This is a genomic window from Paenibacillus thalictri, assembly GCF_004307995.1.
Lineage (GTDB): Bacteria > Bacillota > Bacilli > Paenibacillales > NBRC-103111 > Paenibacillus_AF > Paenibacillus_AF thalictri.
Map to the genome: position 1 here is coordinate 1 of NZ_SIRE01000029.1, position 15,255 is coordinate 15,255.

Below are 15,255 nucleotides of genomic sequence, written 5' to 3' on the forward strand. Positions count from 1 at the left end.
GGAAGATACTTCGGTTTTCGACTGGGTTTAGCTTGGTGTTGCCATTTTTCCTGATTCCCACCTCAACCGTGGTAAAACAATTTCCAATTTTCACAGATCAGGACTTGACATATTACCGCTGGACTTTAAATGGGAAAGCTTTGATATGAATTGAATTTATAAAACGGTTCATTGTGTCCGTTTAAGCCGGACAAACCGGCTTTATTGAACGGATGATTCTCCTGCCGGACGGGGAATTTGGCCGTAAGGCTCGGCTTCGGGCCGCTTCACGTTGGCACGGCCTAGCTTTTTGCCCAACATCACGGACAGCTTTTTCAAGCCGATACCCGCCAGCAGGAAGCCAAGCAGCACCAAAGCGATTGTGCCGCCGGGAGGCGTGCTGAGCTTGTAAGAAGCGGTAAGTCCCGAAAATACTCCCAGCAGGCCAATCGCCATCGCCGAAAAAAGCGCGGCTGTAAAACTCGGCGCGATACGGATCGCCAAAGCGGCGGGAAGCACGATCAACGCCGACACAAGCAGCACGCCGACAATCGGCATCGCTGCAGCGACGATCATACCGGTCATCACGCTGAACAGCATCGAGATGGCGTTTACGCGGATTCCGTTTGTTCTGGCCGTGTCTTCGTCAAAAACGATTTGATAAAGCGGCCTGCGGAATAAATAAAAGAAACAGGCGCCAACCAATCCGACAACGATCATTAATCCAAGCTCGCCGGACCCAACAGCAACAATGGAGCCAAACAAATAGGAAGTAAAACCTTTATTAATGCTTTGATTCAGGCTCATCAGCACAACTGCGGCGGACAATCCGCCCAGCATAATAATCGCTATGGAAACCTCGCTGTACGTTTTGTACGATCTCCGCACATATTCCACCGCTATGGCTCCTACAATCGCAACGGCAAAACCGGTCCACGTCGGATTGATGTGAAAATAAGCTCCTCCGGCGACACCGGCCAGCGAGACGTGAGACAGCATATCCGCCATCAACGCCTGTCGGCGCAGCATTAAATATACGCCTAACACGGAAGCAAGCAGCGCGATTATCCCACCGGCACAAAATGCCCGCTGCATGAAGTCGTAGTGCAGCATTTCCATCCGCCGCCCTCCTTTCTTTCGAGCTGTATGATCCGGTCAAGGTAACCGCCCGCTTCGGCTAAATCATGTGTCACCATCACAACCGTTCTGCCATGGGCCTTCACCTGATGGCTGATCAGTTCGTAAAAGGCGCTTCTGCTTTCCTGGTCCATTCCGGTTGTCGGCTCATCCAGCACAAGCAAATCCGGCTCCTGAGCCAAAGCGCGGGCGATACAAATCCGCTGCTTCTGTCCGCCGGACAATTCGCCGATTTTGCGCCTGCGGAGCTCCCACATGCCCACTTTCCTCAGCGCCTGTTCGGTGAGCATATGATCTTCCGGTCGAAGCCGGCGCAGCCACGAGCCTTTCACCAGCGTGCCGGAGCGGACGAATTCCGCAACCGTGCTTGGAAACGCTCCGTTAAACGAAGCGATTTGCTGCGGCACGTACCCGACGCCCAGCTTTTGCCCCGTTTCGTTGACAGCAGCGAGCCGAATGTCGCCTTTCCACGGCTGAAGCAGACCAAGCAGCAGCTTGAGAAGCGTTGTTTTGGCGGCGCCGTTGGGCCCTGTTACCGCTACGAACTCGCCCGAATGAATTTCGATATCGGCGTCCTCCAGACACGGCACGTCGCTGTAACCAAACGCCACCTGCCTCATTGAGGCCAAAAGCATAGGTATCCCTCCTCCTTTTCGGGTAAACAAGAACCCGCTATTGCTATGAGCCTAAACACCGTTTTGCTGCTTGCAATAACGGCGCTAAAGGGCCCTTCTTTTTAAACGTAATTATTACGATATGTAATCAAAAAAATAACGCCGCGCTCTAATAGTAATAATTACATTTAAATAATGTACCAGCTATTTGTCTGTTCGTCAATGCTTCTTTTATTCATTTGATAACATTGTACTTGCGATAGCCATGCGAATATGCTCCTTGGAAAAATGCTCTCCGATAAAAACCGCCACGTTGGGCACTTGATCTCTGGGCCTTAATTTCAGCAGCTCCAGCTCCCTGTAGGCGTACTGGAACAAAAACGGCTGAGCTTCATCGGCAAAACGCAATATGCCTTTGGCACGGTACACTTCTGCGGGAAGCAAGCCGATCAACCGCTCGAACCGCTCCTTATCGATTGGCGCATCAAAAAAATGGGTATACGCCATTACATGGTCGTGTGAATGGTGCGCGTGCTGCGGGCTGCCGTGCTCATGGTCGCCCGCGTTGGCGGCACAGTTGGCGTGGTCGGGTGCGTGGCTGCTCCCGCTGGCGGCGCACTTGTCGTCGCTGTGCCCATGGCCGCCTCCGCTAGCGGCGCATTCTTCGTCGCTGTGCCCATGGCTACCTCCGCTAGCGGCGCATTCTTCGTCGCTGTGCCCATGACTACCTCCGCTAGCGGCGCATTCTTCGTCGCCATGCCCGTGACTGCTCCCGCTGGCGCCACACTCGGCGTGGTCGGGCCCATGCCCGCCTCCGCCTACGGAGCATTTGTCCAGCCAGGCCAAACTTCCGCCGCATTGAACGGTCGCTTCCAGCTCAGCGTGCGGATTCCGCGAGCGAATGATCCTCTCTGCCTCCTCCAGTTCGAACGCCGTCAGTTTGTCCGTCTTATTAAGAAACAACAGATTGGCGCAGCGAATTTGTTCCTCCATCAGACGGAACGTTCTCCCTTTAGGTGTGCGGCTCAATTCCATAAATTGCGGGGTATCGACAACCGTAACGACAAGACGCAGTTCCACAGCGGTTAGCAGTGAAGCTTCGGTTACGCTATGTATAATCTCCATCGGATTAGCCGCACCCGTGGATTCAATAACAATGACGTCCGGCGAATGCTCGCGGCAAAGATCCAAGACGGCGATGCTCAAATCTCCGCTGATCGTACAGCATATACAGCCGCTCAGCAATTCCGCCATCGGCACATCCGTTTCAATCAGCTCACCATCCACATTTGCTTCGCCGATTTCATTCATAACGACCGCGGCTTTGCGCCCCGATTGCTTGACAGCTTCCAACACGCGGTTTAGCAAAGTTGTTTTGCCGCTCCCCAAAAAACCCGACAGCAGATACACAGGTACAATCGGTTTCAAATTTATGAACCCTCCCGATTATTTATACGTAAATTTTACTATTTATATACCGATTAATCTACCTTTCTTTCAATCGCCTGTCAATGCTTTATCAAACTGTGCTCGGATTAATGTTAAAAAGGCATGAGTCGAATGATTATCTGCTCATGCCCCTTCTTTATGATTTTTTATGAATAACTAAAACCTTACTTTGAACAAAGACGCTTGATTCACAGAGAACTCCCTTTCATATCCCGGAATATGCGGGATGCTTTCAGGCGGGTCTTGAAACAGCAGCAGCGCATCCGGATCCTCGGGCAACCGTTTGACCGGATAACGACGCCAGTCGTCACCTTCTAATGGCGTATCGTATTTTTCTTTCTGGAAAAATCCGATCAGACCCCGCTTCATTTCCTCCTTAATATCGAAGTACATCAGATTATTGGACAAGTTGCGTGTTTCATCAGGATCGACCTTCAGATCGAAAAGCCACTCCATATCGTCGGGAGCGGAGTACATATATTTGTACCGTTCAGTCACCGACATATAGACGCCATACTCTTCCCGGTTATACTGGGCAAATATGCGCTCACGCTCCACGGAGCCGCTCGCGATATCAATAAGGCTATCCCCGCTATACGTGATCTTCGGCTCAATATTCGCCGCTTGTAAAAATGTAGGCAAAATATCAACAAGGGAAACAGGCTTATCGCAGCGCACATTTTTCGGAAGATCGGGATGTACCATAATCATCGGGATCCGTGCGGCTGCATCCAGAAAACTTCGTTTACCCACGCAATGATAATCGCCAAGCAGTTCCCCGTGATCGGACGAGAACAGAATCAACGTATTATCCAGCAGACCGGCTTCCTCCATATAGGCAAGCAAACGCCCGATTTGGTAATCCACAAATGAAATGGCTCCGTAATAAGCTGCTTTCATGGCGCGGAACAAGTGATCGTCGATTCCCTGGTCCCTATACTTGTAACGGTTCTGGAACTTGTTCCAATACGTAATGAGCCCTTCGCTATCCTGCGGTCTCTTGGGCAATGGCATCTCCGGCCCCCGGTACAGCTTGTTCCAAGGAGTCGGGTTTTCGAACGGCGGATGCGGCTTGATGAAGCTGGTCATCAGCATGAAGGGACGGGTTTCGTCGCGCCTTTTCAAAAAATCGATGCTGCGGTCCGCAACCCAATGCGTATTGTGAAGATGCGCAGGCAGCTGCGAAGGCTGCGGAATGTAGTACATCTCACTGCGTACGCCCTGCGGATCATGCACATGACCGTAGCCGTTCTCCCTTAAGAAAGCTTTGAAATCGTCCTCCAGCCCCCCTTCTTCGCTGTAATCTCTGGACTCGAAGCCCCACGGCGTGTCGCCGTCTTTACCGGTGAATGTGAAGTGCATTTTACCTACGCCGTGCGTCTGATAGCCATGCTCCTGCAAAATCTCCATAAAGCTGGCCCGGCCATCGGGCATGCTCTCATTGACGGTACAATTCGTACGATGCGGCAATTGCCCTGTATGCATCGCGTAACGAGCCGGAACACAGACAGGACACGGCGAATAAGCCCGGGTAAAAGCAACGCCCTCTTTCACCAGCCGGTTTAGGGCCGGTGTTTTGATAATCGGATTCCCCAGTTCTTCGAGCGTATCGTACCTCTGTTGATCGGTAAAGAGGAACAAAATGTTTTGCGGTTTCATGCAGTAGGCCTCCATCCATATATACACAGCTTCTATGCTTCAAGCCTTATTTCTTTGTTCCGTAATTGTTGTCCTTGCTCCATCCCTGACTGGCCTTAAGCGAATCGGCTTCCTTGCGTGCCGCTCCATTCAGCTTATTGGCGAAATCATTCAGCGATTGGCTTCCATCCAAATACAGCTGCCCTTCTTTGCCGAACACCTCGTATAAATTTTTGCTAAAGGCCGGTCCGAACAAATTCATCTTGAATGGTTCATTCACGATGAGAAAAGGCGTAATATTGTCGGGAAACTTGGCGTTCTTCAGAACAGGCGCCACGTATTGCTTCTCGGCAAGTGTCTGCTGCACCGCCGGGGATGACATGTACATCAGGAAGTCAACGGCCGCTTCCTGCTTTTCAGGCTGAAGCGATACAGGGAGCGCGTATACGCCGTCCGGATTGCCTGCCGCCACTTCATAAAATTTCTCTTCCGCGTTCGGATTTGTCTTTTTCGTTAAATACGGAACCCGCATAACCCCATAATCGACAAGACCTTGGGCTTGCTTGGAAAAACCCGCGGTACCTAGCGTCATCGCCGCATCACCGCGAAGGAACATATCGCTTGCATCATCAACGGTGAGCCCGTTAAAACCTTTGGGCCAATATTGGGTCCAATCCTTTAATAACGGAAACAAATCAATAAACGGCTGCTTGGTGAAGTCAATTAAGCCTGCATCGATGCCGTATACAATTTCATTGGACGTAATGAGGCCGTTTTTGTCCAAATCCAGCTGCGGTACCATCTTCTCGGTAGTTTGATCGGAGAAATACCGCATCATCCAGTTCGGACGGTCCCCGCCCTGCTTATTTGTGCCGATGGCCATAGGTGTAATGCCTTTGGCTTTCAGCTTGCTTTGCACATCCTGAAATTGTTCCCATGTCTGCGGAATCTCGGAAATCCCCGCTTTTTTGAAAATATCCTTGTTGTAAAATAAACGGACGGCTTGAGAATAAGTCGGTATCCCGGCTATTTTATCCGTACCGGGAACCAGCATGCTTTTCATAATATTTTCCGAGAACGTATCCTGCCATTTCTGGTTCTCAAAGTACGGATTTGGTTTGGCCAAGAAGGAATTCAAATCCAGGATCAGCTTCTTACCGTAATCCTCCTGAGTCCATAAATAACGGGAAGGGATGATATCCGGCCCGGTTTTGCCGATAAGCTGTGTCGTCACCCAGGTGCGGTGGGCGTTAACATCTTCAAATACATCCGTTAACTTAAGTTCAACCTGCGCTTTCGCTTTCGGATTGGCGTTGTAATCCTGCACCAGCTTCTGATAGGTTTTGTTGTCATCGTCCAGCTTACTGCCTATGGCCGCAAATGTAAGCTTAACCTTGGCGCCCCCTTGAGCATCAGGTTTGGCGCTGCCTGCATCTTTAGCGGCTTCCTTGCCCGCATCGGTATTCGCGTTTGTACATGCGCTCATTACGGAGGTGACTAAAAAAGTACTTAACAGAATCGTTAACGTTTTTTTGCCGATCATGCCGATTACACTCCTTTAAGTAAGGTGAATTTGAACGAACTGGATGAATCCCCCATATCCCGCCTTGACGGCAGCCCCTCCTTCATGTTTTGTAGGATGCTTGTAGCAAGCTATCCTTTCATTGAGCCGGATGTGAGTCCGGCAACAAATGTGCGGGTTGTTGCGGCAAACAATATAAGCAAAGGGACGGAAGCGATGACATAACCGGCTAATTGAAGGCCCAGCCCTTGCGATACCGTACCGGGGATTTGCCCTAAAGCTAGTATGACCGGTTTTACCGAATTGCCCGAAGTGATGACAAGCGGCCATATGTAGTTGTTCCAGCCTTGCATGGTATTCATAATTGCGACTACGGAAAGAATCGGCACCGACAGCGGTATGGCGATTCGAACATACATGTTGAACTCGGGAGCGCCTTCCATCTGTGCCGCTTCAAACAGCCCTTTGGGAATTCCGGCGAAAAACTCCTTGATCAGCATAGTCGCCATCGTGGAGCCAATGGCAATAGGCGGGAAAATTTGACCGCTATAAGTGTTAAGCAGCCCCATGTCTTTGATCAGAATAAACTGTGGAACGAGTAATAAAAATCCGGGAATCATCAGCAGCATGAGAATCAAGAAGTAGAGGACATGTTGGAAAGGAAATTGAAAGCGGGCGAATGAATAAGCAGCCAAAGAAGACAAGATAAGCACTCCGAGCACAATCATTGCCGTGATGAAGATGGAATTTGCCAGAAAGGGCAATAAATACCGGAAAGCCGTTGCATAGTTATCCAGATGCCATTGTGCGGGAATTCCCCAAAACCGCTTTAAAATATCAACTCGATCTTTAAAAGAATTGAGCACCGTAAGATAAAACGGGAATACGGTTAGCGCCAAAAGCACAATTAACGCTGCTGTGTGACCTAATGTGAAGAGAGGTTGTTTTCTAAACATGAGAGCCTCCTAATCTCTAGATTCGGTCGCTTTTAGAAATTTGTTGTTGATGACGGTCAGCAGAAGGATAACCAGAAACAAGACGACTCCGATTGCCGATGCATACCCTAGTTCATTATGGGTGAACGCCCGGTTGTATAGATGCAGAGCAGGTGTAAGCGAAGCGTCTCCAGGGCCGCCGTTTGTCAATATAAGCGGAAGTTCGAAATTTTGTATTTGGCTGATGACGGTGAGCATCACAACCAGCTTGATTTGGCTTTTCAGCATAGGCAGCTCCAGCCTCCAGAAACGGCTCCAACGTGTCATCCCGTCCATGCTTCCGGCTTCGAAAAGATCACCCGGTATCGCCATTAACCCGGCCATATACAGCAGAAAAAAAATTCCGCCGATCCATGGAAAGTTATAGAAGATGAGAGATCCTAAAGCAGTCCCTTGTTCACCAAGCCATGCGTGAGTGTATTCGCCTAACCCGACTAACTTGAGAAGCTGATTTAACGCTCCCCCTTGCTCATAGATCGTGGACCAGATTCGGATGACAACGATGCCCGGCACAACTAGCGGAAGGATGAAGAGCACACGCACCACATGGGCGACTTCCTTGCTTTTCAGATGATAGACCATCACGGCAGCAATAAGCGGAAGCGTGATGTTGGCAAGCAGCGCACCAATCGTCAGGAATACGACGTTCTTAAGTGACGTCAAAAACGATGGGTCGCTCAACATGCGGTAAAAATTGTCCAGTCCGACGAATTGGTTTACATTGGCCCCGTTCCACTCGTACAAAGATTTGATGAACGCGATAATAAACGGTTCATACTTAAAAAGTGCCAAAAACACAAAAATGGGAACAAGAAAGTAATAGGCTTGCCGGGACTTCCACATTCTTCTAGTAAGACGCATGGTGTATTGGTTATTTCTGGAATTTCCATGAAGCTGGCGAGGCGGGGCTGAACTTATTTTCACTCGTGTTACCTCCTTAACTTGTATTTTAAATAGAGGCAGCGGTGAAGCTGCCTCATGTATGGAAACGGGTCGAGTGACGGACACTGAGACGGGTAGGCAGCATAATTTGCCGTTTTTCGTACTTCTCCATAACTAAAATTTCCTGAAACGCAAATACGGCGGCTCTGCCCATCTCATAAATCGGCTGATTGACAGCGGTAAGCGGCGGTTTGGTCAGCGCAGACACTTCATAATCGCCAAAGCCGGCAAGCGATATTCGTTCCGGAACGGAAACGCCCAATTCGTTAAAGGCGCTTAAGAGATTAAGCGTCTCTCTATGGCTTGTGCTGAAAAAAGCGGTAGGAGGCTGCTCCAACTGCAGCAGCCGGGAAACCGGGCTTATCAAATCGGAATTTCCCGTCGGTTTCTCGTACATCAGAGCCGGGTCCAGCGGAATGCCGTGATCGGCGAGCGCCTGCTTGTAACCAAGGATGCGATCTTCTTCGCAACGGCTTCCTTTAGTGTGCAGCAGGGCAATTCTCTTATGTCCCAATTGGATCAAGTGATTCACGGCTTCTTTTGTACCGCCGAGATTGTCTACGTCCACCCATGAAATTTCCGAATCACGAATGGTTGCAGCCAAAATAATATGAGGGATTTCATGCTCTTTAAGTTCTTCCGGAAGTCTGGATGAAAGGGGAGGATTAATCACGATCATGCCGTGCAAGCTGTTGGAGCGGCAGAAATGCATAATGTTCTGAGCGTCGGTCTGCACGATGGGGATTAATGTAAGAGTCTGATTTAGAGAAAACGCGGCTTCCATAATGCCATTCATTAATTCGCCCATAAATTCGGGAAACATCACTAATGGGGTAACGATGCCGATGGATTGACGGCTGTTGGTGGTTACAGTCGGAAGAAAGTTCATCTGGTTCATGATGCCGATGACTTTGTCACGTGTCTCCTGGCTCACATCCGGTTTATTGTTAAGAATACGCGACACCGTTGACGTTGAAACACCACATAGTTGAGCAATTTCACGGATATTCATCTAAAATATTTCCTCCAAAATATGAATTACATTCAAAATAAAGAAATCAATTTACCGATAGTCTTCCGGTACAGTACCGGTATTATTTATAATCATATGTTAAGCGCTTCCATTTCGATTGTCAATATGGAATTTAAAGCAGTCGTACAGTCAAACTATCGCGTGGAGTTTGCCCGATAGTTTGATTATGTAGTATCATCATCTTAAGTGTAATTATTACTTTTAAATATCATGTCTGGAACGAAGTGAGAATACTATGTTTACATACACCCGAAAGGAGCAAAATATGCAAATTCCCGTAATTGTGCTAAGCGGTTTTTTGGGCAGCGGCAAAACAACCCTGCTGCTGCGTATGCTGGAGGAAGCAAATCAACGCGGGCTGCAGCCCGGTATTTTGATGAACGAGTTGGGAAAGCAAGACGTGGACGGCATGATCTTAGACGGCCGTGGCGGCGCCGCTATGGAAAAACTGCTGGACGGCTGCGTATGCTGCAGCAAAAAAAGCGAATTGGCCGGGTCGCTTGTCCTGCTGCTGCGGAAAAAGCCGGATGTTATCGTCATTGAACTAACCGGGGTCGCCAATCCCGAGGAAATCGCCGATGCGCTGACAGAACCGGAGCTGATCGGCAGCTTGGCATTACGGCAAATCGTTACCGTGCTTGACGCCGAATACGTGCTGGATTACAACAGTATTTTTTCTTCGGACAGGCAGCTCGTACGCACGCTTCGCAGACAAATCGAAACGGCCGACAGGCTCATCGTCAATAAAACCGATCTTGTCACTCCGTCGCTTCTGCAAAAAATCGAAAAAACCGTGCGTAAAATGAACGCACGGGCGCCGATTGCCTTCACATCGCATAGCCGCGCAGAGCTCGCCCCGCTGTTTGCCGGTATTAAACCGCAAACGCCGGCTGTCCCGGCTTCGTCTGCGTTGCGGTATAAACCGCTGCAGGTCGTCTCGCCTTCAGCCATATCGAAGGCCTCATCGCCACACACCGCCGGCACGGAGCAGCTGCACGAACATAACCGGTCGTATTCCCGCGTAAGAACGCTCACTTTGCCGGGACGGCTTGCAGAATCAAGCTCGCAAGCAAGCGTCGAAAGCTTTATGCGCCGCTGGAAACATCAGCTGCTGCGCGCCAAAGGTTACATCGTTTTCCCCCGCAAGCAGCAAACATATCTGATGCAATATGCCGGCAAACGAACATACTGGGAACCCGCAGCGTATTCAGGAGAACCTTATGTCGTGCTGATTGGCATCGATCTTGACGAAGCGGCGCTGGCGGACGCGTGGAACGCTCTTGTTTGACAAACGCCAGCCATTTATTTTATAGTTATTAATAGTAAAAATTACGTATAAGGAGTGTGGCTTTATGCCAATCGCTGAACAAACCGCCGACCCGCGCATCCCGGTCACCGTATTGACCGGCTTTTTGGGAGCGGGAAAAACTACGCTGCTGAATCATCTGCTAACCGCCAATCACGGTCAAAAAATCGCCGTGATCGTCAACGAATTCGGCGAAATCGGGATCGACAACCAACTGGTTGTCGGCGCGGACGAAGAAATATTCGAGATGAACAACGGCTGCATCTGCTGTACGGTGCGAGGCGACCTGATCCGCATTCTCAGCGAGCTGATGGCTGCCAAACAAGGCGGCGGCTCCCGCAAAAAAGTTAATTTCGACCGGGTGCTGATCGAAACGACCGGTTTGGCCGATCCGGCTCCGGTGGCCCAAACTTTTTTCGTTGACGAGCACATCGCGGATTTTTACAAATTGGACGCCATCGTCACGGTTGTAGATGCAAGACATGCCGATCAACACCTGGATGAAGGTCACGAAGCCCAAGAGCAGGTCGCTTTCGCCGACGTACTGCTGGTTAACAAAGTCGACCTCGTATCCGAGGAGCAGCTTGCACAGCTGGAACAGCGTTTGCAAACGATGAATCCGCTAGCCAAATTGTACCGGACGCAGCAGTCGGATATTGACGTACATAAGATCTTGGGCATTAACGCCTTCGACCTTGAGCAAAAGCTGGAACTTGAACCCGGATTTCTTGAAGAGGAGCACCACGATCACGACGACGAGGTGGCTTCGCTGTTTTTCCGGGAAAACCGTCCGCTTGATCTGAACAAACTGGAACGGTTCCTGCAAGTTTGGTTATCCGAGCACGGGGCCGATACTTTCCGTTATAAAGGCATATTGCACATTCAGGGCGTAAAGCAGCGCATCATATTCCAAGGTATTCACATGCTCTTCGCCTCTACACCGGACAAAGAATGGAAACCAAACGAAACGCCACGCAGCGAATTTGTCGTAATCGGCCGGAATTTGGACGAAGCGTGGTTCCGTCAACAGTTTGCAGCCTGCATTGCCGGATAAGATCTGAAAAAGGGACAGTCCCCCATATCATTTATTGGGGAACCGTCCCTTTTGCCGTTTCAATTTCCGGTTTTAGTTGCCGAGTGTCGAAAATTCTTCGGTATACGGGTATACGTACGGCGTTTTGGACGCCTTGATTTTTTCGATTTTAACGGCGTCGATTTTCATGATTTCATTATCGTTGTAGGTCGTTTTGTCGATTGTTCCCGATAATTTAACCCATGTATCTTTCGGAAAATTTTTGGCTAACGAAGATTCGACCAAAACGCCGTAAGGAGCGGCATCGGCCGAACAACACTGCATGGCCAGCCTTGAAACGACAAACTGTTCCGGCTTCATCCCCTCTTCACGGTAAACAAAACCGCTGATCTCCATCTTTTTGCCGACAAAACGGTCCATGTACAAATCCACCGAGGTGAGCAGCTCCATAAAGCCGCTTTCAGTTATAGAGATTTGATCATGTTTATACAATTTCATTGCCAGCTTAGCGTATGGCTCCATAAATTTGTCGGCCTTAAACATCTCCTGCAGCTTGGCGTCTTCGTTCGGGATTGCGGGCGGGCCTGCCGCTATTCCTTGGGAGTTTGCGCCTGCATCCTGCAAATCCGAAGCAGCCGATTCGGAAGGCATGGATTGGACCGCCAGCGAATCTGCGCCGGGTATGTTCGCATTGGCGCCTTGCGCCGCATTGCCTAATGCCGGCGTCCCGGCCTGCTGCGCGGGTTGTGACGCAGACTGCTGCGCTGGTTGTGACGCGGACTGCTTAACCGCTGCGTTTGCGCTCAAATTCATCCCTTTAACCGAGGCCAGATCGCTGCCCATCACCACATCCGGCAGCAGCAAGCCAAGCAGCAGGGGACTCGCCAGCAAGCCGTAAACGGCCGTATTCCGCATCAGCGACCGGGACGGTAAATGCTCGCAGTCGCATGTTGCGGTTTTCCCCACAACGGATCGGTAAGCCAGAAACGCTTGACATACCGCGATGACAAACAACGCAAGAGCGGCGAGTTTAACGTAAGGCATCATGCGGGGAGCTATGTAATAAACAAGTTTGTCCGCAGCCGCCAGATGCGCCACATAAAAGGAAAACCCGGCCATCACCGCAGCCCTCAGCACATAATGCCATGTTAAAGAACGTTCTTCTTCCATTCTGCCACGCTCCCTTGTCAGTTATTTATAAATTCGGCAGCAGATGCTCCGCTGCCATCGCCCCGCCCAACACGGTAACGGCGACAAGAACGGCCAGCAAACAGACAAACCGCGTTTTGAACACGGAAAACAACATCAAGGTGCTTTTAAAATCCAGCATCGGTCCGAATACGAGGAACGTCAGCAGCGATCCCGCGGAAAACGTGCCGATAAACGACGTGGCCACAAAAGCGTCGGACGTCGAACAAAGCGACAGCACGTAAGCTAGCCCCATCATGAAAATATGCGGCATTACCGCTCCTTGCCCAAGATGCACCAGATTGCCCCTCGGCAAAAAGGCTTGAATCGCCGCCGTGGCGACGGCTCCGAACATTAAAAATTTGCCCATCTCGATAAACTCGCTTCCGGCATGCTCCAGCATCGAAATCAGTTTACTGCGGTTGTGGCGATGCCCGTCATCCCGATCATGCTCATCTATGGAGAAGACCGCCGCACTGTGTTTAAGCTGATTTTTGCTTACAAAGGCGTAAACGATCAAACCCACGATCAGGCCGACCGCCAAAGCAAGCCCCATTCGGGCGTATACCATCTCCGGCCTGGTGCGGAATGCCGTGTAAGTAGCGGCGTATACGATCGGATTGACGATCGGTCCGACCAGAATGAAAACGACGCCGACGTATAGCGGCATGCCTTTGGCGATTAGACGCCGAATGACCGGAATAAGCCCGCATTCGCAAACGGGAAACAAAATGCCAAGCAAACAAGCGAACAATATGCCAAGCAGCGGGTTGCGGGGAACAAAACGCCTGACCCATTGTTCCGGGATCAAAGTCTGCATACACGAGGAAACAAGTACGCCAAGCAAAATAAAAGGAAAAGCTTCCAGCACGATGCTGATAAACATCGTTTTGAACGATTGCAGCGCCGTCAGGTCCGGCAGCGGGATGCGTGAAAATAAGCCGGGATCCATTGCCGCTAAGATCATCAGGCTGATCGCGGCAGTAAACGCAAGATGAATTCCCCACTGCGAAGCAATGGTCTTCACTATGTACCTCCTTACTGTTTGTCAAATTAAGTAATTCAAACCTTTAAGCATCGTTTTTGGACATCTCGAACACTTCTTATATTAACAGTAATATTTACAATTATCCATCCTGATTTTCCGGCGTTGCCATTGCCTGCAGATGCAAAAAGCCATTTCCCAGGCAATAAGGGAAACGGCTTTCTGTTCGGGTTGCATACTGCTACTGCGCTTGCTAAGGTTATGGCCGTGCGCCATCTGCTTGGTTCGCTTCAAGCACAGCCACCCGCGCAGCGGGCGGCGGCGTCTTCTTGCTTGTGCCTACTCCGATTTTTCCGATGACGTATTGGCTGATCGGGATCGGCTGCAACATTTTAACAACCAATATGGAAGCAAACAGCGAACCGGCCGAAAGAATGGCGATGTTTATAACCGGGTTATCGATCGGCATCCATTTGGACATCATTTTAAACAAAATCGCGGTAAAAAACGGATGGATCAAATAAATGCCAAACGAGTAACGGCTAATCCATACAAGAAAACGCGGCGGCTGCTTCAACCGCGAAGATAACCAAAACAAGGCGAGAATCATGGCCGTTGTAAAGAAAACCATATCCAATCTTTTAGAAGAAATGACTGTCAGGTAATTGAAGTGCAGCATGGCGTACAACCCCAGCGCCGAAAGAACGACAAATGCCAAGAGCAAGCCGCCGTAACGGGATAAAGCTTGTGAAAAAGCTTTATAATTTCTCCCTGCATAATACGCTACCGCAAAATAGAAAAGCCAGCCTGGAAAAGGAAACCAGTAAAGCTTATCCCAAATGTAGTAGGAAAACGGGATAGGCGGCTCCTTTACGAAGTTGAAGAAAGCCAGATACGCTAAATTAATAATAAGTGCTGCAGGTATGACCAGTTTAGAGGATAGACGATCTCTCACGTAGCGGTTAAATACTAAATGAAGCACGTAAAATTGAAAAATAATCAGGATGAAATATCCATGATATTCCCCAAGCAGCAAATGCCTCCATAAAAATTGAAAGAAATTAAGCAATAACGGCGTTTTTTCGCTCATCGACACATCAACGGCTTTCACTAACGCATAAAATGCGCCGAACAAAATATACGGCATCAGCAAATATTTCAGTCTGCCCTTCCAGAAGCTTTTCGGTGTGCTGGCCGGATAAGAAAAAGATAAAATCAGCTCGGAAATAAATACGAAGGTCGGCGTGCCGAAGGTAAGCATCAGCTTCAGCAGGTCAACGGCGTGCTGCCCTTCCGGAACCGTTCGGGTAACGGCATGGAGCAGCAAAATGCTGAGACAAGCCACACTGCGTAAGACAAAGGCTTCGTTAATTACAGGCCTGGCGTCTTTTGCGAGGTTCGTGCGAGTTTCCTGCATCTTTTTTCCCCCTCATC

13 protein-coding genes are annotated in these 15,255 nt (G+C 49.8%); 2 read left to right on the forward strand and 11 right to left on the reverse strand.

The genetic code is table 11. The features are described from left to right. Window positions 1-201: 201 nt before the first annotated feature. The 8 genes from EYB31_RS31785 to EYB31_RS31820 all read right to left on the reverse strand — a co-directional run bounded on the left by EYB31_RS31785 (window position 202) and on the right by EYB31_RS31820 (window position 9,288). The gene (locus tag EYB31_RS31785; RefSeq protein WP_131017533.1) at window positions 202-1,098 is read right to left on the reverse strand and encodes a metal ABC transporter permease; all 897 of its coding nucleotides are present in this window, start codon (window positions 1,096-1,098) and stop codon (window positions 202-204) included. Then, window positions 1,044-1,751 (reverse strand): metal ABC transporter ATP-binding protein, encoded by a 708-nt coding sequence (locus EYB31_RS31790; protein ID WP_131017534.1) that lies wholly within the window; start codon window positions 1,749-1,751, stop codon window positions 1,044-1,046. The genes EYB31_RS31785 and EYB31_RS31790 overlap by 55 nt, the downstream gene beginning before the upstream one ends. Before the next feature lie 210 nt (window positions 1,752-1,961). Next, window positions 1,962-3,158, reverse strand: a complete 1,197-nt coding sequence (locus EYB31_RS31795) for a GTP-binding protein (protein WP_240763096.1) — start codon at window positions 3,156-3,158, stop codon at window positions 1,962-1,964. Window positions 3,159-3,335: 177 nt separating this feature from the next. Beyond that, window positions 3,336-4,838, reverse strand: a complete 1,503-nt coding sequence (locus EYB31_RS31800) for a sulfatase family protein (RefSeq protein WP_165452717.1) — start codon at window positions 4,836-4,838, stop codon at window positions 3,336-3,338. Between the two features lie 46 nt (window positions 4,839-4,884). Beyond that, window positions 4,885-6,360, reverse strand: coding sequence for an ABC transporter substrate-binding protein (locus tag EYB31_RS31805; RefSeq protein WP_131017537.1), 1,476 nt, complete (start codon window positions 6,358-6,360; stop codon window positions 4,885-4,887). A gap of 110 nt (window positions 6,361-6,470) precedes the next feature. Next, complete coding sequence (locus tag EYB31_RS31810) at window positions 6,471-7,295, reverse strand: carbohydrate ABC transporter permease (RefSeq protein WP_131017538.1); 825 nt, start codon at window positions 7,293-7,295, stop codon at window positions 6,471-6,473. A gap of 9 nt (window positions 7,296-7,304) precedes the next feature. After that, window positions 7,305-8,258 carry a carbohydrate ABC transporter permease gene (locus EYB31_RS31815; RefSeq protein ID WP_131017539.1) on the reverse strand — a complete coding sequence of 318 codons (954 nt, stop codon included), beginning with the start codon at window positions 8,256-8,258 and terminating at the stop codon, window positions 7,305-7,307. A gap of 52 nt (window positions 8,259-8,310) precedes the next feature. After that, window positions 8,311-9,288, reverse strand: a complete 978-nt coding sequence (locus tag EYB31_RS31820; RefSeq protein WP_131017540.1) for a LacI family DNA-binding transcriptional regulator — start codon at window positions 9,286-9,288, stop codon at window positions 8,311-8,313. Window positions 9,289-9,574: 286 nt separating this feature from the next. On the opposite strand from EYB31_RS31820, the gene EYB31_RS31825 reads away from it, so the two are divergent. Together EYB31_RS31825 and EYB31_RS31830 are read left to right on the forward strand one after the other, a co-directional pair. After that, window positions 9,575-10,597 carry a CobW family GTP-binding protein gene (locus EYB31_RS31825; protein ID WP_131017541.1) on the forward strand — a complete coding sequence of 341 codons (1,023 nt, stop codon included), beginning with the start codon at window positions 9,575-9,577 and terminating at the stop codon, window positions 10,595-10,597. A 64-nt stretch (window positions 10,598-10,661) separates the two neighbouring features. Next, window positions 10,662-11,669, forward strand: a complete 1,008-nt coding sequence (locus EYB31_RS31830; RefSeq protein WP_131017542.1) for a CobW family GTP-binding protein — start codon at window positions 10,662-10,664, stop codon at window positions 11,667-11,669. Window positions 11,670-11,741: 72 nt separating this feature from the next. Here the strand turns inward: EYB31_RS31830 and EYB31_RS31835 are convergent, their stop codons facing one another. From EYB31_RS31835 to EYB31_RS31845, 3 genes are all read right to left on the reverse strand, one after another. Next, on the reverse strand, window positions 11,742-12,818 hold the full coding sequence (locus tag EYB31_RS31835) for a TIGR03943 family putative permease subunit (RefSeq protein ID WP_131017543.1): 1,077 nt from the start codon (window positions 12,816-12,818) through the stop codon (window positions 11,742-11,744). A gap of 25 nt (window positions 12,819-12,843) precedes the next feature. Next, entirely contained in the window at window positions 12,844-13,863 is a 1,020-nt protein-coding gene (locus EYB31_RS31840; RefSeq protein ID WP_240763098.1) for a permease, read from the reverse strand. A gap of 217 nt (window positions 13,864-14,080) precedes the next feature. Further along, window positions 14,081-15,238 carry an acyltransferase family protein gene (locus EYB31_RS31845; RefSeq protein ID WP_131017544.1) on the reverse strand — a complete coding sequence of 386 codons (1,158 nt, stop codon included), beginning with the start codon at window positions 15,236-15,238 and terminating at the stop codon, window positions 14,081-14,083. Between the last annotated feature and the right edge of the window lie 17 nt (window positions 15,239-15,255).

Coding starts and splice junctions, on each gene's coding strand:
- EYB31_RS31785 (WP_131017533.1), bottom strand. CDS start 1,098: ATGGAAATGCTGCACTACGACTTCATGCAGCGGGCATTTTGTGCCGGT.
- EYB31_RS31790 (WP_131017534.1), bottom strand. CDS start 1,751: ATGCTTTTGGCCTCAATGAGGCAGGTGGCGTTTGGTTACAGCGACGTG.
- EYB31_RS31800 (WP_165452717.1), bottom strand. CDS start 4,838: ATGAAACCGCAAAACATTTTGTTCCTCTTTACCGATCAACAGAGGTAC.
- EYB31_RS31805 (WP_131017537.1), bottom strand. CDS start 6,360: ATGATCGGCAAAAAAACGTTAACGATTCTGTTAAGTACTTTTTTAGTC.
- EYB31_RS31810 (WP_131017538.1), bottom strand. CDS start 7,295: ATGTTTAGAAAACAACCTCTCTTCACATTAGGTCACACAGCAGCGTTA.
- EYB31_RS31820 (WP_131017540.1), bottom strand. CDS start 9,288: ATGAATATCCGTGAAATTGCTCAACTATGTGGTGTTTCAACGTCAACG.
- EYB31_RS31825 (WP_131017541.1), top strand. CDS start 9,575: ATGCAAATTCCCGTAATTGTGCTAAGCGGTTTTTTGGGCAGCGGCAAA.
- EYB31_RS31830 (WP_131017542.1), top strand. CDS start 10,662: ATGCCAATCGCTGAACAAACCGCCGACCCGCGCATCCCGGTCACCGTA.
- EYB31_RS31835 (WP_131017543.1), bottom strand. CDS start 12,818: ATGGAAGAAGAACGTTCTTTAACATGGCATTATGTGCTGAGGGCTGCG.
- EYB31_RS31845 (WP_131017544.1), bottom strand. CDS start 15,238: ATGCAGGAAACTCGCACGAACCTCGCAAAAGACGCCAGGCCTGTAATT.